This is a genomic window from Lichenibacterium minor (assembly GCF_004137685.1).
In the GTDB taxonomy this organism is placed as follows: Bacteria; Pseudomonadota; Alphaproteobacteria; order Rhizobiales; family Beijerinckiaceae; genus Lichenihabitans; species Lichenihabitans minor.
The window spans coordinates 1-18779 of sequence record NZ_QYBB01000064.1; the positions used below are offsets into that span (position 1 = coordinate 1).

The 18779-nt window shown below is 67.8% G+C and carries 24 protein-coding genes; 5 read left to right on the forward strand and 19 right to left on the reverse strand.

The genetic code is table 11. The features are described from left to right. Positions 1-116: 116 nt before the first annotated feature. The 12 genes from D3273_RS25245 to D3273_RS25300 all read right to left on the reverse strand — a co-directional run bounded on the left by D3273_RS25245 (position 117) and on the right by D3273_RS25300 (position 9980). The gene (locus tag D3273_RS25245) at positions 117-347 is read right to left on the reverse strand and encodes a hypothetical protein (protein WP_129229729.1); all 231 of its coding nucleotides are present in this window, start codon (positions 345-347) and stop codon (positions 117-119) included. 7 nt (positions 348-354) lie between these two features. Continuing rightward, complete coding sequence (locus D3273_RS25250) at positions 355-1389, reverse strand: phage baseplate assembly protein domain-containing protein (RefSeq protein WP_129229730.1); 1035 nt, start codon at positions 1387-1389, stop codon at positions 355-357. Positions 1390-1399: 10 nt separating this feature from the next. After that, positions 1400-2542: a phage baseplate assembly protein gene (locus tag D3273_RS25255; RefSeq protein ID WP_129229731.1), complete on the reverse strand. Its 1143-nt coding sequence runs from the start codon at positions 2540-2542 to the stop codon at positions 1400-1402. A 10-nt stretch (positions 2543-2552) separates the two neighbouring features. After that, on the reverse strand, positions 2553-5408 hold the full coding sequence (locus D3273_RS25260) for a phage tail tip lysozyme (RefSeq protein WP_129229732.1): 2856 nt from the start codon (positions 5406-5408) through the stop codon (positions 2553-2555). A gap of 179 nt (positions 5409-5587) precedes the next feature. Continuing rightward, positions 5588-5956, reverse strand: a complete 369-nt coding sequence (locus D3273_RS25265; RefSeq protein ID WP_129229733.1) for a phage tail assembly protein — start codon at positions 5954-5956, stop codon at positions 5588-5590. A gap of 255 nt (positions 5957-6211) precedes the next feature. Beyond that, a complete protein-coding gene (locus D3273_RS25270; protein WP_129229734.1) occupies positions 6212-6511 on the reverse strand; it encodes a hypothetical protein in 300 nt (99 codons plus the stop codon). Next, a complete protein-coding gene (locus tag D3273_RS25275) occupies positions 6508-7551 on the reverse strand; it encodes a hypothetical protein (RefSeq protein WP_129229735.1) in 1044 nt (347 codons plus the stop codon). Before D3273_RS25275 ends, D3273_RS25270 begins: the two co-directional genes overlap by 4 nt. Positions 7552-7709: 158 nt before the next feature. Then, the gene (locus D3273_RS25280) at positions 7710-7982 is read right to left on the reverse strand and encodes a hypothetical protein (RefSeq protein ID WP_129229736.1); all 273 of its coding nucleotides are present in this window, start codon (positions 7980-7982) and stop codon (positions 7710-7712) included. A gap of 7 nt (positions 7983-7989) precedes the next feature. Beyond that, positions 7990-8670, reverse strand: a complete 681-nt coding sequence (locus D3273_RS25285) for a hypothetical protein (protein WP_129229737.1) — start codon at positions 8668-8670, stop codon at positions 7990-7992. A gap of 3 nt (positions 8671-8673) precedes the next feature. Beyond that, positions 8674-8982, reverse strand: a complete 309-nt coding sequence (locus D3273_RS25290; protein WP_129229738.1) for a hypothetical protein — start codon at positions 8980-8982, stop codon at positions 8674-8676. A 458-nt stretch (positions 8983-9440) separates the two neighbouring features. Next, positions 9441-9704, reverse strand: coding sequence for a hypothetical protein (locus D3273_RS25295; RefSeq protein WP_129229739.1), 264 nt, complete (start codon positions 9702-9704; stop codon positions 9441-9443). A gap of 33 nt (positions 9705-9737) precedes the next feature. Beyond that, positions 9738-9980 carry a hypothetical protein gene (locus D3273_RS25300; RefSeq protein WP_129229740.1) on the reverse strand — a complete coding sequence of 81 codons (243 nt, stop codon included), beginning with the start codon at positions 9978-9980 and terminating at the stop codon, positions 9738-9740. A 122-nt stretch (positions 9981-10102) separates the two neighbouring features. Here D3273_RS25300 and D3273_RS25305 point away from each other — a divergent pair, with 122 nt between their 5' ends. From D3273_RS25305 to D3273_RS25315, 3 genes are read left to right on the forward strand one after another with little or no spacing between them, the layout of a single operon-like run. Beyond that, positions 10103-10318, forward strand: a complete 216-nt coding sequence (locus tag D3273_RS25305) for a hypothetical protein (RefSeq protein WP_129229741.1) — start codon at positions 10103-10105, stop codon at positions 10316-10318. Between the two features lie 60 nt (positions 10319-10378). Next, on the forward strand, positions 10379-10561 hold the full coding sequence (locus D3273_RS25310) for a hypothetical protein (RefSeq protein WP_129229742.1): 183 nt from the start codon (positions 10379-10381) through the stop codon (positions 10559-10561). Beyond that, positions 10558-10770: a hypothetical protein gene (locus D3273_RS25315; RefSeq protein WP_129229743.1), complete on the forward strand. Its 213-nt coding sequence runs from the start codon at positions 10558-10560 to the stop codon at positions 10768-10770. The genes D3273_RS25310 and D3273_RS25315 overlap by 4 nt, the downstream gene beginning before the upstream one ends. 335 nt (positions 10771-11105) lie before the next feature. On the opposite strand, the gene D3273_RS25320 is transcribed toward D3273_RS25315, so the two are convergent. Beyond that, positions 11106-11312, reverse strand: a complete 207-nt coding sequence (locus tag D3273_RS25320; RefSeq protein ID WP_129229744.1) for a DNA-binding protein — start codon at positions 11310-11312, stop codon at positions 11106-11108. 389 nt (positions 11313-11701) lie between these two features. Here D3273_RS25320 and D3273_RS25325 point away from each other — a divergent pair, with 389 nt between their 5' ends. Beyond that, complete coding sequence (locus D3273_RS25325) at positions 11702-12952, forward strand: adenylate/guanylate cyclase domain-containing protein (protein WP_165359690.1); 1251 nt, start codon at positions 11702-11704, stop codon at positions 12950-12952. Here D3273_RS25325 and D3273_RS25330 read toward each other — a convergent pair. The 6 genes from D3273_RS25330 to D3273_RS25355 form a co-directional block, all read right to left on the reverse strand. Beyond that, a complete protein-coding gene (locus tag D3273_RS25330; RefSeq protein WP_129229746.1) occupies positions 12909-13148 on the reverse strand; it encodes a hypothetical protein in 240 nt (79 codons plus the stop codon). The genes D3273_RS25325 and D3273_RS25330 overlap by 44 nt on opposite strands. Further along, positions 13138-13452: a hypothetical protein gene (locus D3273_RS25335; RefSeq protein WP_129229747.1), complete on the reverse strand. Its 315-nt coding sequence runs from the start codon at positions 13450-13452 to the stop codon at positions 13138-13140. The genes D3273_RS25330 and D3273_RS25335 overlap by 11 nt, the downstream gene beginning before the upstream one ends. Next, positions 13452-13766, reverse strand: coding sequence for a hypothetical protein (locus D3273_RS25340; protein ID WP_129229748.1), 315 nt, complete (start codon positions 13764-13766; stop codon positions 13452-13454). Before D3273_RS25340 ends, D3273_RS25335 begins: the two co-directional genes overlap by 1 nt. A gap of 253 nt (positions 13767-14019) precedes the next feature. Beyond that, positions 14020-16104 carry an AAA family ATPase gene (locus D3273_RS25345; protein ID WP_129229749.1) on the reverse strand — a complete coding sequence of 695 codons (2085 nt, stop codon included), beginning with the start codon at positions 16102-16104 and terminating at the stop codon, positions 14020-14022. Positions 16105-16367: 263 nt separating this feature from the next. Further along, positions 16368-16631: a helix-turn-helix transcriptional regulator gene (locus D3273_RS25350; protein WP_129229750.1), complete on the reverse strand. Its 264-nt coding sequence runs from the start codon at positions 16629-16631 to the stop codon at positions 16368-16370. Positions 16632-16860: 229 nt separating this feature from the next. Continuing rightward, entirely contained in the window at positions 16861-18066 is a 1206-nt protein-coding gene (locus D3273_RS25355) for a tyrosine-type recombinase/integrase (RefSeq protein WP_165359691.1), read from the reverse strand. Between the two features lie 295 nt (positions 18067-18361). Between D3273_RS25355 and D3273_RS25360 the strand changes: the two genes are divergently transcribed. Beyond that, a partial coding sequence (locus D3273_RS25360; RefSeq protein ID WP_207210900.1) for a transposase occupies positions 18362-18779 on the forward strand: 418 nt, incomplete at its 3' end.

The window sequence follows — 18779 nt, forward strand, 5'->3', positions numbered from 1 at the left end:
AGGCCGCCCGACTGAGCCAGAGCGGCACCCGTCGCGAAGCACAGCGCGACGGCGAGAGACATCAGTGATCGCATGTTGTGTCCTGCCCCAGCGTTCCGCACCCTACCGTGCGGCGCTCAGGCCGTCAGCTCTCCGCGCGGCCACCTAGTCCTCATCAGCGCCCGCGCCGCGTCGAGGTAGGCGACCCACTCCTCGCGCTCGATGGTGCGCTTCGACCCGTCCGGGTATGTCCACGTCCACGTCACCCTACCGCGAGGGTCCACGCCTTCGGCGAGGCACAGCCGCTCCGCCTCGGCCCGCTCCTCCGCGCTGCACTCGACGTCCGGCAGAAAACACGATCTCGGCATCTTCACCTCACTGCGAAAGCTTGAGGGACTTGGTCAAGCCCTGGGCCATGCGCTGCTGCGGCGCCAGGAAGTTCAGGCCGGGACCGGCGCTATCCATCAGCGCCGTGAGCTTGGACCGGAGGTCAGCCACCTGCCCGACGATCGGATTGCCCTGCATCGCGCTGTCGATGAAGCCTTGGATGACGGGCGTCATCTCGGCCACTACCGCGGGCGAGCCGCTCAACTGCAGCGCCGCGAGCTCGTCCCTGAGCCCGTCGACCACGGCCACCGCGGGGTTGGCCTGCATCAGGCTCGCGATCTGCGCCATCGCGGCCTGGATCAGCGCCTCGATGCCGCCGCCGAGCACGGACGCCACGCCCGCCATCGGCGAGGCCCCGAACTTCCCGAGCGCCTGGCTGATCTGCTTCTGCAGGTAGGCCGGCGCCTTGCCGATGATAGCCTCTTCCATCTTGTCCAGGCCGCTTGGGTCCTGGTTCAGGATGGGCGCGATCTGCTGCAGCGCCGGGATCACGCTCATGGCGATCGTGTTGAGCCGCGACGTGACGTCGAACAGCCCGTGGATGTGGCGCTCAGCCTGCGACAGACGCGCATCGACGCCCTTCTGCTGATCGTTCAGCTCGAACGTGCCGAGCGGCTTCGACCCCTCCGTCGCCGACATGACGTGCGACTTGGCGGTGCTCTTGATCCCGTCGCGGGCGATGTGGTGGTTCTGGCCCTGGTCGTCGTGGGTCGCGACCTCGCCGGGCTTGAGGTTCTTCATGCGGTAGCGGCGATCGTCGATCGCCAGCACGACCATGTGGTTGCGGTTGCCCGCGATGGTGCCAACCACGACCTCGGCGGCCTTGGCGCCGGCCGCGTCGTCCGGGGGCTTCGGCATGCTGGTGTGGCCGTAGGTCTGGAAACGCTCGGCGGTCAGCAGCTCGTTCGTCAGGCCGCGAAACGTCACAGTCTGCATCAGCTTGGAGTCGTCGGCGCTGACGATGTTGCCGCGGGACAGGGTGAGGCGAGCGCGAAGGCCAGTGTCGTCGGGATCGAAGGACATGGCGCGCTCCTCAACCCTTCACGGGCGTGTCGGGAGCCGCCGGCGCCGCGGCGGCTGGGGCCGGCTCGGGCTGGCCCTGCGAATAGCTCGGGTCGATGGTCGAGCCGAGCCGCTGCGGCTGCACGAGTTCCAGCGTGGTCGTGGTGCCCTCGCCCGGGTCCTGTGCGTAGGTCACGCTCTGTACGGACAGCTTCACGGCGCCAGTCGCCATCGGGAACAGCATCGGCGACAGCACCGTGACGCTGTCGCCCTCCTTCCACAGGTCGCCGGAAGGCTTGAACCACCCGACGACGGTCACGCTGGCCTGGACGATCGTCGAGGCGGTCAGCATGTTCTCGAAGCTGGTCCGCGTGGCGAGCTGCGAAGGGTCGCCGGCCATATCGCCGTGAACGAGGCGGACGCGGTTCGCGCGCGTGAGGCCCGGGTTCTGCACCGTCGCCGCCGCGGCGCGCGTGGTGCCCCAGGTCTGGTCCGTGCCGGGGAACTGCTGGATCATGCCCGTGGTCGACCAAGCGTTCTCGTCGTCGAGCACGCCGACCGCGCGGAGGATGTTGCGGCCCTCGACGAGGCTGACCGCCGTAGTGCTGGCGTCGGCCTGTCCCGCGACGAGGTTGCCGTCCTTGTCGTCGGTCAGCAGCAGGCCGCGCTGGTTCGCCAGCCGATTGATGAAGGCGAAGCACGTCTCGCCGTAGTGGGGCGCGGCGAAGTCGAAGGATCGGTCCCAGCCGGGGGGCGGGTTGCGCGTGACCATGCTGACCCCGTGCGGCTGCATCACGCCGTTGGCGATCTGCTGGACGTTGAAGCCGTTGTAGTCGCCCGGCCTAATGATGACGGAAGAGTCCGCCACGTCGCACGTCCGAGACTTGCCCTGGATGACGAGGTCGTGGCTGTCCTTGTCGTAGGAGGCCTGGCGCTTGGTGATGTAGCCGTTGATGACCTGGTGCCCGCCGAGCGAGATCGCCACCGCATCGCCGGGCTTGAGGAGCGTCACGGAACGCTGGCCGCCCGTCGCGACCTCGCTGGCGCTGAATGAGAAGACGGACACGCCGTTGCCGAAGTCGCGGCGGACCTGGACCGTCTTCCAGGAGCCGTAATAGCCGGCCGCGTTGGCGCCCTGGGTCGAGATTTTCGCGATGGTGCGGGGATCGGGCACGGGGTGCTCCTCAAACGGTGGAGGTGCGCTGCGGGGCGCGGCGGACGGTGATGCTGGCGTCGCGGATGGCGCCGCGGCGCTCGACGCGGGTGCTGGTACGGTGGTCGTGAAGATGGACGTGGGCGTCGATGCCGCCGTCCACCTGGGCGGTTTGCTGGCGACGGTCCTCTGCCCTGCGCTTCTCCGCGGCGAGGTCGTCACGGGCGGCACCGCCGAGCCTTTCCGCTGCGGCGCGGAGTTCGGTCATGGGATTGCTGCTGCCGCCGAGCGGCCTGCCGTCCGGCCCCATGATGGCGTTGTAGTTCGATCCGTTCTGCTCGCCCGCACCTCGGCCGAACATGTAGTTTCGGAGGTGCAGCGCGTGGCCGCGCGACTGCTCGGACACCGTCATGCCGATGGCCTTCCCGGCCTCGTCGCGCAGGTAGCGCCGGAAGACCGCGGCATGGTCGCGGTTCGCGCCCTCGGTGCCGATGCCGCCGCCGGCGTACCGGCTGGACTGCGACCCGTCTCGGTTCAAAAAGGTGGCGATCGGCGTGCCGTCCTTCAGTGTGCCGTCGGCCGCGCTCACACCTCGGCGCCATTCCTTCACGCTGCCGCCGAAGCCCACGGCGGCGTTGGCGAGGGCGACGCACTGGACGCCGACAACGTTCCTCGCCAGCTTGAGCTTGCCGAGAGCATCGCCAACGGCCCCGCCTGATGTATCGGAGTCCGGGTTGAAGCCGCGCAGGTAGCCCATGCGCTGCCGGATCGCCGTGGCCTTGTCGCGCGGATCTTCGTAGTTGGCGACGAGCTGCTTGATCATCTCGCCCGGGTCGCTGCCCTCCATCGCCGCCTTGGTGCGGGCGAAGCGCGGGTTGTTCCGATATTCCCAAATGGAAGCGCGAGTCTGTCCCGCGACATCCATCTCCCAAGGCAGTTTGCCGAACTTGCGCTGGATCGCAGCCGCACGCTGTGGATCCCACTGCGCGATGCCGCCGGAGTTGTGCTTTCCGTCCCAATGGACGCGGTGAGCGTCGCGCGCCAACCCCTCGCCCGACAGGTCGGCCACCAGCGCCCGCGCTGCCGTCTTCGACAGACCCTCGCCGATCGCCGCCGCGTAGGCCTCGCGCTGGTTCGCCGCGAGGGAGCCGCTCGCCCTGGTGCTTCCACCGCCGGACGTGTCGAAGTTCCCGCCGCCTCCGGAACCACCACTTCCACCTCCTCCCCCACCACCGAAGCTCGCCGGCATGATGCCCGAGCGCGCCGTCGAGGGGTCGGCCGACACGCCGCCCTGGAGTTCGCGCAACGCCGCTAGCACGCCTCGACGCGTGCCCTCCGCGAGCATCGCCACCGGGTCGCTCACGGCCGCGCCGACGATCCCGCCCGAGTGGAACGCCGCCGGCTTGATCCCGTCCTCTTCGGCCTGACGCGCCGCGGTCCTCAGCGTGCCCGACAGGTGCAGGATCGGCTTCTCCAACGAGCCCACCACGAAGCCATCAAGGCTGCGGTCGGGCATGTCCGACGCGCGGGCGCGGGACAGGCGGTCGTCGTCGGGGTGGAAGGCGGGGACGACGGGCGAGGTGCCACCCTTGAACCACCCGCGAACGGTGTCGCCGAGCTTGGCGGCGAACTCCATCTCCGGCGAGGCCGCATCTTTATCCGGGTTCGCCTGCAGCTTGCGAAGCTCGTCGGGGGCGCGGCCCGCGAGGTCGAGGACCTGCAGTGCGGCGAAGATGCCGCCCGGGGTGAGGTTGCTGAAGCCGGGCGAGGAACCGGGCTGGCCACCCTGGCCGGGCGCGCCACCGCCCGATCCAGTGCCCGGCGTGCCACCTCGCCCGCGCAGCTCGATCGCCGCCTCCCGGAGCGCGATGGCCGCCTCGTTCAGCGTCACGGCCGTCTTGTCCAGGCCGCCGCCGGCCGCGGACAACTGACCCGCCGCGGCGCGCATCTCGCCGCCGCCCGCCAGCGCGCTCCCGCGCACGATGCGGTTGCGGACCCGCAGGGCGACGAGGCTCCCCGCGATCACAGCCGCCGCAGCGGCGACGTCGCCCGGCGCCTTCTCCACCTGCGTCAGCACGGCGCCGAGTTCCTTCACGCCGGCCGTGAGCCAGCGGTAAACGGTCGGACCCGCCTTCATCTCAAGGTTTTCGACGGCGGCGTTGAAGTCGTTGATCGCGTCGCGGAGCGCCTGAGCCTGCGCCGCCGCCTGGGCCGTGATCGGGGCCAAGGTGGTACGGAACTTCTCCGCCTGGGCCTCGAACCCGTTGCCGCCCTCGGCGAACAGCTTCTCGACGCCGTCCGTGCCGAAGATCCCGCGCTCGAACACCATGCGGTCCTGCGGGTTCTTGATCGTGCCGAGGAAGTCGAAGATCTCCTTGATCTGGGTCTTCGTGTCTTCGACCTTCAGCCGTTTGATGAGGTCGGGCTGGCGCGCCAGGATGTTGTTCAGCTCGCCGTAGCCGCGTTTAAATTCTGGCATCAGGCCGGCGAAGTGCCTGATCGCGCCCTCCATCTGCGACGGGTCGAAGCCGAAGTGCTGGCCCGCCCGGTTCATGGCGTTGATCTCGTCGGCGGTGAGGCCGACCTCGCGCCCGAGCTCGCGCATGTCGAGCGTCTTGTCGGCGAGGCTTTTGAACGCCGCCGCCAGGGTGCCGATGGAGCCGGCCGCGGCGAGCCCGCCGACGCCCATCGACGACATGACGGACGCCACCGTCATGCTGCTCTTCTTGAACTTCGCCACGTCCTCGTTGAAGCCGCGCACCCATTTCTGGGCCTGCGCCATGCCCGGTGCGACGTCGATCGTCTTCAGCTCGGACTTGATCCTGCGGACGCCGGGCGAGGCGTTGTCCTTCAGGGACGCGACGAGGCGCAGTTGTTCGTCGGCCATCACGGCTCCTCAGTCATTGTTGCGTTGGCGCTTGGTTTCTTTGAGGACGAATTCGTATATCGTCCATATCTCGTTCGATGGCTTGTCGAAAAACTCGTAGGGCGAGCAGTGGAAGTGCGCCGCGAGCTGCTGACAGGCCGTGACTAGATTTTCGAGCGGACCTTCCGCGTCGTCGCTCTCTAGTTCAGATCGCCATCGTCGGGCGCCTTCGGACTCTCCTCCTTTCGATTGACCCATGGGATAAAAAAGGGGGCAATGGCCCAGCAACAGTCCGAGAGGTCGTTCGTATTCATGCGCTCGAAGGCGATGCGCGGCAGCCCGTTGGACAGGGCGCAAAGCATCTTGACGACGGCCACCTCGTCGAAGGCGACCTGATATTCCTCGCTGAAGCCGTTGAACTTCACCGGGTTGCCGTTCTGGATCATGTCGATGCCCCGCGGCTCGCGGAGCTTCACCTCCGTCAGCAGGTCGTCGAGCAGCTTAATCGGCTCGCGGAGCTTGACCGTGACGGCGGGGTTCTCGACTTCGGGGATCAGGCCCTTGGCCATGGTGCTGTTCCTTCGTTGATGGGTGAGGGAGCCATCGAGCCCGGCTTCAGCCGACAGCGTGAAAAAGGTCGGGCGTGCGCAAGGTCGCAGTGGTCAGATGCCATCTGGCCCGGAGCACCGACATGCGCAGCCGATCGAGACACGTGGCCGACTGGCCGGGGCGATGGTGGTGGGCTGCGGCATTCGCCGGGCCGTTGGCCGCACTGGCGCCCTTCGTGCTGGCCATGTGGCCGGAATGAGGGGAGGCCGAGCCGATCATGTCCGCGCCCCCTGCTGGCGCCCCCGCATCGGCGGCACGTAGCCGCCCGCGATGCGGGACAGGATGGCGGGGTCGCGTGCCAGCATGACCTCGGCGCTCGGCACGAAGTTCATCCATGCCCGGGGCATGTTGGTGTTCGCGCCCGTCATGCCCCGCGCGAACACGCCGGCCCGAAGCCGCATCAGCATCTCGGCCCGGAGCGCGTCGGGCCGGATCGTCGCCTCGGGGTCGAGGCCGGTGAAGCCCGCGAGCTTGTGGGCCAGCGCCTTCACGTCGTCGTAGGTCGCGGCCGTCACGCCCTTGCCCCCGTGGACCGGTCATCCGGCCAGGGTGGTGACGCCACTCGGGCGGCCGGTGCGGAGCCCACCACGCCGTCGTCCGTGTCGATGAAGACCCGGGCGAGCTTGGCGCCGTATGCGGGCGTGTTGGCGATCCGCCCAAGGATCGCCAGAGCATCGGCGCTTCCGACCGCGAAGGCGACGCCCATCTCCATCGCGACGGACACGACGCGCTCGGGTACCTCGACCTGGCCGGCCTCGACGCTGACCAGGGACGAGCTGTTCTTCGCGAGGTACGAGAACGGCGCGCTGAAGACGGCGATCGCCCTCGGCTCTGGGGCGAGCGGGCTGTCGGGATTCAGGGCCTGCGCGGGCGCGCCGGGACGCGGCAACTCGGCGGCCGGGATTACGCCTGCCCTCACGTCCTCGGCGTGGTCCCGCAGCCGCCCGCTCTGACCGCGGCGCAGGGAGAGCACGGGGTCGGTGTCCAGCGCCACGCCGAGCCCGTCCGCGGTGGGGAACATGCCGGGCGCCCCCAGACGCAGCGCCGCCTGGACGACGGGCCTGACCAGCAGGGCCGCCGAAGTGGAGCCGTCCGTGCTGAGCGGGTTCTCGATCCGCACGCCGTGCTGGGCCACCGCCGCCACCAGAGCGACTCGGGCCCCGTCGAAGGCCCGCGCCGCATCCGCCAGCGCCTCGGCTGCGGCATCGAGCGCCGACGCCCGAAGCTCTTCGGCGTCGGCCACCCCGGCGCGCAGCGTGGCGTCGCGCAGGACGTCGCAGTGGCGGGTGGCCTCTTCAAGCTGCTGCGCCACGGCGCGGGCTGCCTCGTCGACGCCGCCCCGGGCCTCCGTGGCGTCGGCGCAGGCCTTGTCGAACTTCGCGGTCTCGGCCGCGGTGGGGTCGCCGCCGGTCAGGGCCTCGTGCCGCGCGCGCTGGGCGGCCCCGACACGGCCGTCGGCCTCGGCCAGGCGCTCGGCGAGCCGGTCGCGCTGCGCCGTGAACTTGTCGACCTGGGCCTGCGCGTCGGCGATCGGGTCGGCTTTTTTGAAGGACATCTTCATTTGATCTCCGGGATAAACGGGGCCGCCCGGCGGCTCCAGGGAAGGACAGACGCAGGCGGCCCCGATCGTCCCCGTCCAGATTCGGTGACGACGACGACAGGATAGTGGTGCCGGCAGGACCGTCACTTGGGCGTCTCGCATAGGCACGATGCCTAACCGGACTTGAACCGGCGCACGAGGGATCTACTCAGGAACCACTTACCGGCGACTTTGACGCCGAGCTCTTCTTCAGTCGCCCACCGTCTCAGCGTGTCGTTGGACCGGCGATATTCAGTCTCGGCATCCTTTAGTGAGACGAGGTCATCTTCCTGCTCCACGACGCCGGTCTCGAGGTACGCCTGCACCGCGGCTGTAGCCGCTGCAGCCGTCGCCATGGCGGAGGCGGCGCGGGCGGCGAGGCGCGCCAGGATCGGGTCATCGATCATCCCGCCCTCATTTCCGGAACGAATTCTTCATCGCCGAACGCATGGCGATGGCGAACTGCTTCGGCGCCTCGCGGCGCATGATCTGGTAGAACTCGCGGCTCAGCGGCACGTCGGCCCGTACGGGGTTCGTCGGCTTGGTGACGTACTCGAGTCTCAGGTGGCGATTATCTGTGCCTTTCGGTCTTGGTCCGCCTGTCCTCTCGGCTTTATTTCGAGCCGTTTTGGTCGCTTTCTGGTATTTGCCCGACCTCTGATAGATGACGAGGTCGCCGGACTTGCCGGTTTTAGCGAAAGCGTTGGCGAGGTTGCGCGGCCGCAACCCTTTCGGGACGCCTTTCTGGCCGCGCCGGGCGGTGATGCCCGACGTCCTCGTGGCGATTGCGAAGGCGCCCCGCGCACGTGCCGTGCCGCCCTTGTCGTGCAGGTTCAAGTTCGCCGTGCCGAACCTGTCGTAGAGCACGACGCGAAGCCTAGACTTCGTGGCGCGCTCCCCCTTAGTGGTCATGGCAGATTTAAGGAAGTTCGGATTGCGAGCCGTGATGTGCTGCGCCCACACTGCCGGTAGTTCTTCTCGTGCTTGGTCGGCGCTCCTGTTGAGCGCCTGTGCCATCGCGAACGGGATCTGCCGCTCAAACTCGCCCAGGTTTCTCAGCAGGCGGTCGAGGCCGTCGATGCGGAACGTCACCATGGCTCAGGACTCCCAACCCATCAGCTTGTCCAGATTGGCGGACCACGCATCCTCGTCATGCGGCTCGCCGGCGCGGGCTGCGAGGTCCGCCCAGTCGGGCTGCCACTTCTCGAAGTCCGGGTGGTCGAGCACGAAGCGTGAGGCGAGACCGGAATCGCCGAACCGCTGTAGGTGCTCCCTCGCGGCGTCGAGTAGCCCCATGTGGATCTGATCCGCCAGCGCGTAGGCCATCGCGGCGGGCAGGCCGAGGTCCACCGCCGTGCCCGCGACGTAGAATTGGACGCGGCACATCAGATAGACGAGGGCCCGCACGGCGGTCTCTGGATCCCCGTGCGGCTTCACTCCACGCTTCGTCGGGACGAGGGCGCGGGCGCGGGCTGGTCCTTTGCGGTGGTCGGCGCCGGACCGGAGATTCTGGGAGATCCAATGAAGGGCGGCCTCCCTGTCTAATTTCCCGTCCTCCCTCTCGGGCAAGCCGGATTTCAGGTATTGCGAGACCCTGGCCTTAGATACGGACAGCTCCGCGGCCAGTGCAGCCTTGCTAATGATGGTCATGTCGCACCGTTAAGGCGTGAAGAGTTAAGCGGTTTTGAAACGTTGGACCTAGACGCCGACCGCGGTCGCACTGTCCCCTCGACGGGTGCCGGGAGGGGACAGGACCCTGGGGTTTTTCGGCTGGGGTCGGGCCCGCTGCGGCGGGGTCCGGCCGGGCGTGACGCCCTCCGGCGCTGACGGTCCCATCCTGGGGCCTGCCCCCGCATCGGCGCCCGTCACCAGCGGCCGGGGCCGCCCCACCTGCGCGACGGTACCGGATAGCTCTTCCGCACCACGCGCGGCCTACCCACCGGCATGCGCGGCGCGTTCTCGGGATCGCCCTTGCCGGTGAACCGCATCAGCACGCAGTGCGCGTCGTGGTGGCTGCTGGCGACGGGCTCGACCGCCCAGCCCGCAATCTGGAACGCCTCGACCATCGAGGGTGTCACGCGCTTGAACCACGTCACCTTGCCGGGCAGGTCGCTCGGGTTCTCGTCCATCGCGACCTCCTCATCATGCTGTGGACAGGCCTCTCAGGCCTCGTCGTCCGCGCCGGTCAGTTCGCCCTCGATCGCCTCCAGCGCCGAGGTGAGGCTGGCGAACACGCCGAGCGTCGTGCCGTCGATCCGCTTGGCGATGAAGGCGTCGCCGTGCCGGCGAAGGCTGACATCCTCGACGCCGTCGTGCGGTCCGCCGGGCCGACAAAATCCGACCTCAGCGCCTTCGGCCAGCGCGGCCGCCATCACCTCGAACTCGTCTTCCTCGTCGTCAGCCATCTGCCTGGACCTCCCGACCGGCTCCGCCGGCAGCCTGTGGACCGCCGCATCGTCGCCGGGGTACCGCCCCACGGTGCCTCATTGGGTTGCGATGATCTACCGTCGACAACGGGAGGGATATGATGACCTACCACGCCGAACCATCGGACGACCGCGTCGTCGTCACGACCGACGAGGGGCGCCGCTACTCGTTCCCCATCGTGGAGCTGCAGGCGACGCGCCGGCCGCCACGCTTGGAGACCTGGGCCGACGACCTGCCCACCTACAGCGTGCTGCGCATCATCGAGCGTGCCCGGCGCGCGGCCGAGGAGTGCGCCATCGCCCACGACATGATCTGAACCGCCGCCTGTTGGATCGTTCCTTGCGCCGCTCCCGCCCATGAGGCGAGGAGTGGACCGATGCTGAACGATGTTGTCTCGACCGGGAACACCCTGGTGGGCCGGATGATCTCCGGCATCGTTGCCATGTCACTCGACCACCCGGTCGCGTTGACCTGCATCCTCGCCACGCTCATCGGCGCGAGCGTAGCCGTTCTGCATGACGTCGTCCGTCCTCGGTCCGAAACGGTGCGCCAGTCGTGATCAACGTCCAGATCACGGCGTCGGCCCGGCAGACCGCCGAGCCGTCCAACGACAACATGCTCGACGCGACCGCATCTCTCGACACGACCAAACCTCTCGACTTCGGCCTAGCGCTGACCCTGTTCGGACTCGTCGCCGTGACTTTCGCACTGATGGGCTACACGCTCGCCACGGGGCCGGAAGACATCATGTCCGTCCTGCGGAGGTGACCGCGGCTATTCAGCCCCTGACAAACTCCGCCATCCGCCCCTCTTGGATCTCCCGCGCCAGCGCGGCGTCCACAAGCGCGAAGTGCGCCGCGCCCCAGCTCGCGTAGGTGCCGCGCGGATCGCCGACGGAGCTGCAGACTCGGAACGCGAGTCAGTCCTACGATACAGCCGCCGCGCATCCGCCCTCGTCGAAAAGGTGCTGCGGCCCGATCGTCAGCAGCGAGCCGCACTCCAGGATGGTGTGCGGCTCGGCGTCGGCACTTAATCGAGGGCGGATGGACGGCGGACGGACACCGCCGCCGGCGGCGCGTCGGGCCAGATCGATCGAGCTGGGATCACACCAACCTCGTTGTCTTGCGGCCGGCCCTGGCAAGCTGTGCCGCATGCCACTCCTCGAGCGCCGAAGGCGAGGCGCAGAGCTGACCGCCGATCTTGAAGACGGGCAGGATCCCGGCCTCGGCGAGGTGGTAGACGCGGCGCGGCCGCAGCCCCACCGCATCGGCGATAGAGCGCGCGCCGCAGAGAAGTCGCTCTGCTGCCATGTCAGGATCCGGAGAGGTTGAAAACGCCGCAACCTCTGAACGGGCCGGAAAGCGCGGGCAATAAAAAAGCCGCCCTGTCAAGGCGGCTTGTGTGAGGCCCACTTCCTGAGCTTGTAGTTACGGTAGCGGAGCTGGGGTCCGCGCGTCAATAGCAAATCGCGAGAATGCCCGAAAGGCACGTGAGCTGGACGGCGTGGTTTAAAGCACAAGGGCCTGAGCGAGGGCGCGTGCCTCGCGACGAAGCATGTTGTCCGCGTATAGTCCGAGGCTGGCCCGACCGGGGTCGATTCGATCGTCGAGGAGCCGAGCTCGTGTCAGCAACATCTCGGGGTGGATCTGCGATCGGTTCTCTGCTCTCGCGAGCAGGGCTCTCGTTCGACGACCAGAGCGTGGAGCGCGGCTACACGCACCATTCAATGGAACAGGCTCTGCCGATCCTACGAGCGGGCATACTGCTGGCCACGGCCACGTTCGCTCTGTTCGGTCTGACAGATCTCGCGAGCGATGTCGGCGGCGTCGTGTCAACCCGCTTCCGGTACATGGTGGCCTGCCCCATCATGCTGTGTTTTCTGGCGATGACATACCCGGGACCCGCCAGGCGCCATGTCCAGGCACTGACGTCCGCCTTCGCCCTGGTCGCTGGGGGCCTGGTGGCTGTAGCGGTGTTGCTCCTCGACGGAGAGACCAGCTTCAAGATCGCCCAGGGCAACGCGACCCCAAACTTCATGCTAGCGACAGCCTTCCTCGCGCTTCTCCCGCTAGCGACGCTGAACGTCCTCTGCATAGGGCTCGTGTTCCAAGCGCTCCATGCCGTCGTGCTGATCCGCTCCGACGCCTTTGACTTCCAGCATGTCGCCATTTCGCTCGGCTTCGTGAACAGCACGTTCGTAATCGCTTGCTGTGCCACCTTCTGGCGCGAAAGATTGATGCGGATCGCCTTTGCGGAGAAGCAGGTCGTGATGCGCGAGCGAGAGACGACCCAGGCACAGCTGCTCTCCTTTATGTCTCTCGAGACTATCTCCAGGGTGACCGACCCAAGTAAGTCGGTGGCGGACGTGTTCGGAGAGGTTACGGTCCTTTTTTGCGACCTGATCGGGTTCACGCAGCTCGCGGAGCGGCTGGCCCCGAAGCATCTAGTGGAGCTGCTGACGGCTATATTCTCGCGCCTCGACGAGCTAGCGGCTGAGTTCGGCGTCGAGAAGGTCAAGACGATCGGGGACGCTTACATGGCCGTCACGGGGGCGACGGACCACCCGGCCAACCGGCGCGACAGGAACCCGGCTGAGGACATGGCGGACTTCGCGCTCTCGGTCCAACGCGAGGCCGCCCATTTCTCCACCGAGTTCGGATACCCGATCCGCTTCAGGATGGGGATGCACACTGGATCGCTGATCGGGGGCATCATCGGCAAGAACAAGAGGAGCTACGACTACTGGGGGCGCACCGTGAACGTCGCGAGCCGGCTGGAGGCGACCGCAGCCGAGGGTTGCATCCAGGTGTCGGAGGCGACGTTCTACCGGCTGCACCGCACCTACCGGCTGGAGCCGCGGGGAGAGATCAACCTGAAGGGGATCGGCGCCACCCAAGCCTACACGCTCATCGAGCGCCTCGAACCAGGAACGGTGCCGGCGGACGGCTGACAGGCTCGCCGTCGCCCCCGCGCGGCGCGTCGACCCGCTCACCCCAGGTCGACGCACCCGAGCGATGCAGGAGCGCGAAGGCCTCCTCGAGGCCGCGGCCGGCGGCGAGCGTCAGGTGAGAGATGCGGCCGTGGTGGTGCTCCCACTGGAGCAGGTCGACGCGGCGGCGGGGGGCGGTGCGGGCTTCAGCGGCCACGGGCGGTCTCCTGTTCGATGTCGGGGGCGCTCGCCACGTTGGCGAGCAGGTAGCGGATCGCGCGCAGCACGGTGGCCCGCGTCGGGCGGTGGGTGCCGCAGAGGGTGCGGAGCTCGGCGCCCTTCGGCTTCCGCGCCGTCTCGAAGCGGAACCCGGCGCCGCAGGCCGAGCAGCGGGTCGACCACCTCAGCCGGAGGCGGGTCTTGCCGCTCCGGTAGGTGACGGGCTCTGCGGCGACGCACTCGAAGACCTGGCCGTCGACGACACGCCGGTGGCCGAGCCACGGAGAGAGATGAGACCGCATCAATGGCAGCCCTCGAACACGCTGGACGAGAATGGCGCACCGTCTCTGTCAAACATGACCTTGAACGCTCTGACCTCCTTCGCCAGCTCGCGGCTGAAGTCCTCGCTCAACATGCGGATGCCGCGGGGCGTCTTCGCCTCAGCCGAGGTGGCGAGCATCGTCGCCATGATCGTCAGCAGCGCTTTGTAGATCTCGCCGTTGCGCAAGATGGCCGTGTTGGTGGCCTCGTCCTTGGCCGTCGCGACGATGGCGCCGAAGCACGCTTTGAGCATGCGGTCGGAATAGTCCTGATCGAACTGGCCCAGCGGTTTCATGGTCTCACTCCGGTTGTCGGTTTTGTCGTCCAGGCCGTCCAGTGTCCCGCCTCTCCCCCCTTAAGGGGGGAGATGAGCGGGACAGCGGGACAAGAGCGGCGAGCGGGACAGTTTTGTCCCGGCCTCTGTCCCGGCTTAAATTGCTGTTTCAATGCGGATAACGCCCTCTCTGTCCCGGCCTCTGTCCCGGTGAAACGGGTCGGGACAGAGCGGGACAAAAACGGGACAGCTGTCCCGCTCTGTCCCGGCATCCTCACGTTGCATCCGCGAGATATTTGACGCCCTTCGGCGTCAGCTCCCACGTCCCCAGGATCGGTGAGACGAGGCGGTCTCTCTTCAGCCGATCCAACATCTTCCCGACGGTGGATTTCGGGATGACCGCGAGCTCGCCGAGCCGCCGTACAGACGCCTTCGGCTCGCTCTCGACCGCCCTCAACAGAGCGATGAGACGGCGGATCTCCCGTGCTTCTTCGACCTCGGCCAACGTGCCCGCGATCACGCCGTCCGCGTCCGTCGACGGCTCCGCGCCCAGGGAAACGGTGCAGCTCGTGATGACGTCGCCGTCCTCGTCGCGGCCGAGCTCGACGACGCGGAGCGTGAAGGTGGACGACCACGACTTGTCGAGGTCGCGCTGCTTAGTGACCGTGATCTGCCCCGGCGCGATCTCGATCTCCGTGTCCGTCGCAGCGCGGAGCGCGGATGAGCCTCGGGCGCCGCGTGCCGCGTCCTTCCCGGTATGGTGGATGAGCATGGTGTGGGCGCCCGTCTGGATGCGGAGGCGGTCCACATTGCGGACGAAGGCGCTCATGTCCTTCGCCAAGTTCTCGTCGCCGCCGGCCATGGCCCGGGCGACCGTGTCGACGACGATTAGCACGAAGCGGAGGCCGCTCGCCCTGATGGCGTCGAGCAGGGGCGCGATGTCGGCCGCGGGGTCGAACAGGTCCACCGTGCCGAAGAGGAAGTGGAAGTCCGATGCCGGTCCGCAGGCTCGCCGCAGCGCCTCGGCCCGCTTGCGGCCGCCGCGGGCGCCCTCGGTAAAGATGTGGAGGACGTGACCTTGGAAGACTCGCTTCCCGGCATAAGGGCGGCCGGTGGCGACGCAGTGCTCCAAGTCCATGATGACGAAGGTCTTGCCGGCGTTGCTGTCCCCGTAGACCACCGACATCGCGCCGAGGTCGAGAAGCCCCTTCACCAGGAAGGGTGATGGGTCTGTGAGAGCTCTGTCAGCCGCCTCGCCGAAGCTCTTGAAAATGAAGCGGGCCGCTGATGCGGCCCGGGAGTCTCCGTCATCGCTGAAGCCGAACAGCCGCTCGCCCGCCTCGGGCGTCTCGAAGTGCACCTGCGCCCGCGACCAGGCGCCGTCGCTGTGCCGCTCCGCTTGGTCGTAGATCCACGACGCGCCGAGCCGGAACGGGCCCGACATCCGTCGCCAGTCGGACTCGGCGACTTCGAGGTCGTTCACCTCGCCGGCGTCGCCGCTGTCCCACCGCGCGCACCAGTCGAGGTACAGCGTGAGCCCCTCGTCGCGGTCGTCCGGCAGGGCGGCCTTCAGCGCGTAGCCGACGTTGAGGTAGCTCTCTCGGTCGGGGAACAGCGCAGTGGTGTTCGGCAGCGCGACCATCGCATCGCGGACGTGCTCCAGCTTCCCTCGCAGCGACGCCTGCGCCGGTGCCGTGTCTGCGTCGCCATCCTTCTTCACTCGCTGCACGTCGGGCAGCAGCGTCTCGAGCTCTGCCAGGAACGCCACCACGGCGGCCTCGTCGACGAGAGGCAGGTCATCGTAGCGGACGAGCGGCGTCGTCCACCGATATAGCTGCATCGTCCGCGGGTGCAGCCCCTCGACGACCATCTGCCTCTTGTCGCTCAGCAGCTCGACGCGGTCGAACGGCTTAGCCTTCCCGTACTCGATGCGGCGGTACACGAACCCGCCTCGGATTCGGATCGGGTACAGGGCCTTCGGGGCACGGCCGACGCGGCAGGGCAGCGACGCGAAGTGGCGCCCGATGCACGCTCGGATGAGCGCCGCCACGGCGGGGTCGGTGGCGTCGGCGTCGATCGCCACCAGGGTGTTCCCGTCCGGCTGCAGGCCGGTGCGGATCCCGACGCTGGCGCCCATGGCGGCGTAGCGGTCGAGGTCGGCCGGCGCCGAGGTGCGGAGGAGCCAGTCCTTCAGCCCCCACCATAGGCCGTCGTCGGCCCGGTAGGCGGGCGTCTTTCCCGCGCCGCGGTTGCCGATCGACAGCGTGGAGTCGGGCGCGGCCGTGCCGTCGGCCGGCATGACGGGGATCACCATGGCGAAGCCGAGGTCGAGGAAGTGGCGGTGCGGGAGGAGGGACACTACAAGCCCCCGATCCCGTGCGCCTCGGCCAGGGCCGACGCGTGCGCCAGACTGACCCGGGCGCGCCGCGCGAGCCAGAGGAGGTGGTGGCGGGGTCCGATCATCAATCTGTCGATCGACGGAATGGACGACGAGGACACGACTACTTGGCGCGCGAGCGGTGTCGCGCTATGTTCGGGATCGCAAGGCGTGGTGGCTGAGCAAATCCCGAGGCCGTTCCCTGTTTCCAGCAGGGGCGGCCTCATCTCGTTGTAGGCCATCGCTCAAGCGGCCTCCGCCTGGGACGACGCCGAGCGTGCGACCCATGCGCGGTAGTCTGCCACCCGATAGCGCGGCCGGCCCTCGATGAGCGTCACCTTCGGACCTTTGCCCTTCATCCGCCAGACGCGGAGCGTGTATTCAGCGAAGCCCGAGAGCAGCGACACCTGCCTGTCGGTCAGGAGCGCGTCGGGCGGGAGCTTGTTCAGATCGGGCACGGGGGTGTTCTGGCGCAGCTCGTCGCGGCGCTCTTTCGTTGTCCAGGGCATGCTTGCGGACCTTGCGCGGTGCGCCCGTCAGGGCGCGTGAGGACAATCGGCTCTTCGGCCCAACAAGATCTCAGGAGCGGCAGGAACGGGCCCTTATCAACGGATCAACGCTGTTCACCGAAGGGGCAGAATGTTTATGCGCCCTGCGCACGGTGTTTGCAAGGTGATTCTTACCGTCATCAGCAACGCCGATAACGAGCCGAGTAACAATGGCCGCGGCGTCCAAATATTATTCAGAGACAGTCGTCACAGCAGCGACGTGGGCCGACCATTTATCGAATGCAGATCGGAGGGCGTCTATCGCGTCGTCGCGATTGTAGATCTTTTCGAGGTCCTCGCGTGCGTGCCCTATCGCTAGCTCGGCCGTGTCGACGTCGACGCCGAGGCGGGACATGCCGGTGCGGAGCGTGCGCCGGAGATCGTGGAAGCCGAACTCGACGCCGGACTCGCGCTGCAGCGCCGCGAGCATCTTGCTCCAGCCGCTCATCTTCCCGCCTGTGCGAGAGGACGGGAATAGCAGGTCCGACCGGCTGTCGACGATGCAGCAATCGAACAGCCCGGCCAGCGCCGGCGTGATCGGGACGATGTGGCCGCGCGCCTGCTTCACGAAAATGGCGGGCAGCCGCACCAGCAGGGCAGGGCGGTCGAGCATGGCGCGGGTGAGGCCGGCGCCCTCGCCGCGCCTGCATCCGGTCAGGACGTAGAACCGCACGAGGCGCCCGACCGTCGTCGCGGGGTCGGCGGCCTTCCACACCGCCGCAAGCTCGACGTCGGACAGGGCGCGGCCGTGCTCCTCCTGGGCGACCTTGTCGGCCCGGGTGCTTCGCTGCTTTCGGTAGCCCGCCAGCGGGTTAACGGCGACCACGCGGGCGTCGCTCAGCGCCCACCCGAAGAACGCGCGGCTCACGGTGCGGAAGTCCTTCGCGGCGCCCGGCTTCCCGGCGGCCTCGACGCTGGCGATGATCTCGGCCAACTCAGCTCCCGTCACGGTGGCGATTTCGCGCTTGAGCAGCCCGGCCATCCTGTTGCGGAGCGTCGCCATGACAGTCCGCCGGTTCACATAGCCCCGGCGCTCCAGGCTCGTCTCATAGCGGTCGAGCACCTGGCCGAGCGTGGTGGTCGTAGCGGCCTTGACCTTCGCTTTGGCCCGCTCCGCCAATGGGTCGGCGCCGAGGGCGATCTGCGCCAGGACGGTCCGGGCGTGGGCCCTCGCCTCGGCGGCCTTCAGCACCTCGGGCGAGCCTATCTTGAGCCGCTTGAACATCCCCTCGCGGCCCGTCCCCGCCGGCCTGTAGCCGATGGTCCAGGCGCGCCCGGCCGGGCGCATGCGGAGGCCGAAGCCGGGCAGCTCCGCGTCCCAGATCATCACGTCCGTCTGCCCCGGCGCGAGGGCGAGCCGGGAGACGGCGGCATCGGTCAACTTCATCTTGGCCATGGCGGTGCTCGGGCGTGGGACGCACATACACGATGCTCTCTGGGACGCACCGTGGAAGCACCGTTAGCGCAAACCCTCGCAAACATCCATCCCGCTACGAAAGCATAAATTTGCATTCGTGGCCGGGCGATAGGTCGTGCAAAACAACAGACGCAAACGCCGGCAAACAAGGCAACACCCTTTTGGTAATGGAGAGGTCGAGAGTTCAATCCTCTCTGGCAGCACCATCACCCCTCTCATTTTGCTGTGTTCCTACGGTCTGTTAGGGCTTGGGTCGCTCAACTATCTGGGATGGATGACCAAGTCTGAAGCGATCGACTTTTCCAACGATGGCGTGTGGGCGTTATGGGCTCCGCTGATCGAGGCTGTCCGGCCGAAGGGCAAGATGGCGCCTCAGGATCTGCGGCGCACTCTGTCGGCCATCGTGTGGCGGCATACCAACGGTACGAAATGGCGGAGCGTGCCGCCCCATCTCGGTCCCTGGTGGCGGGCTGCACAACTGTCGATCCGCTGGTCCAAGCTCGGTGTGTGGCAGCGATTGCTGGACCTGTGCCAGGAACGGGGCCCGTCACTCGGCTTAGTGTACCTCGATGGAACGGTTATCCGGGCTCACCAGAAGGCGTCAGGCGCGGGAAAAAAACGTATGGCCCGCCCCGTCGGCAAGTGGTTTCTCGGGTTCAGCTTGATCTGTCTGCACAAACGTATCCGGCCTT

Bases quoted from the DNA above. Each gene is read 5' to 3' on its own strand.
- D3273_RS25245 (WP_129229729.1), bottom strand. From the start codon at position 347: ATGCCGAGATCGTGTTTTCTGCCGGACGTCGAGTGCAGCGCGGAGGAG.
- D3273_RS25250 (WP_129229730.1), bottom strand. From the start codon at position 1,389: ATGTCCTTCGATCCCGACGACACTGGCCTTCGCGCTCGCCTCACCCTG.
- D3273_RS25260 (WP_129229732.1), bottom strand. From the start codon at position 5,408: ATGGCCGACGAACAACTGCGCCTCGTCGCGTCCCTGAAGGACAACGCC.
- D3273_RS25265 (WP_129229733.1), bottom strand. From the start codon at position 5,956: ATGGCCAAGGGCCTGATCCCCGAAGTCGAGAACCCCGCCGTCACGGTC.
- D3273_RS25275 (WP_129229735.1), bottom strand. From the start codon at position 7,551: ATGTCCTTCAAAAAAGCCGACCCGATCGCCGACGCGCAGGCCCAGGTC.
- D3273_RS25280 (WP_129229736.1), bottom strand. From the start codon at position 7,982: ATGATCGATGACCCGATCCTGGCGCGCCTCGCCGCCCGCGCCGCCTCC.
- D3273_RS25285 (WP_129229737.1), bottom strand. From the start codon at position 8,670: ATGGTGACGTTCCGCATCGACGGCCTCGACCGCCTGCTGAGAAACCTG.
- D3273_RS25295 (WP_129229739.1), bottom strand. From the start codon at position 9,704: ATGGACGAGAACCCGAGCGACCTGCCCGGCAAGGTGACGTGGTTCAAG.
- D3273_RS25300 (WP_129229740.1), bottom strand. From the start codon at position 9,980: ATGGCTGACGACGAGGAAGACGAGTTCGAGGTGATGGCGGCCGCGCTG.
- D3273_RS25305 (WP_129229741.1), top strand. From the start codon at position 10,103: ATGACCTACCACGCCGAACCATCGGACGACCGCGTCGTCGTCACGACC.
- D3273_RS25310 (WP_129229742.1), top strand. From the start codon at position 10,379: ATGCTGAACGATGTTGTCTCGACCGGGAACACCCTGGTGGGCCGGATG.
- D3273_RS25320 (WP_129229744.1), bottom strand. From the start codon at position 11,312: ATGGCAGCAGAGCGACTTCTCTGCGGCGCGCGCTCTATCGCCGATGCG.
- D3273_RS25335 (WP_129229747.1), bottom strand. From the start codon at position 13,452: ATGCGGTCTCATCTCTCTCCGTGGCTCGGCCACCGGCGTGTCGTCGAC.
- D3273_RS25340 (WP_129229748.1), bottom strand. From the start codon at position 13,766: ATGAAACCGCTGGGCCAGTTCGATCAGGACTATTCCGACCGCATGCTC.
- D3273_RS25350 (WP_129229750.1), bottom strand. From the start codon at position 16,631: ATGCCCTGGACAACGAAAGAGCGCCGCGACGAGCTGCGCCAGAACACC.
- D3273_RS25355 (WP_165359691.1), bottom strand. From the start codon at position 18,066: ATGGCCAAGATGAAGTTGACCGATGCCGCCGTCTCCCGGCTCGCCCTC.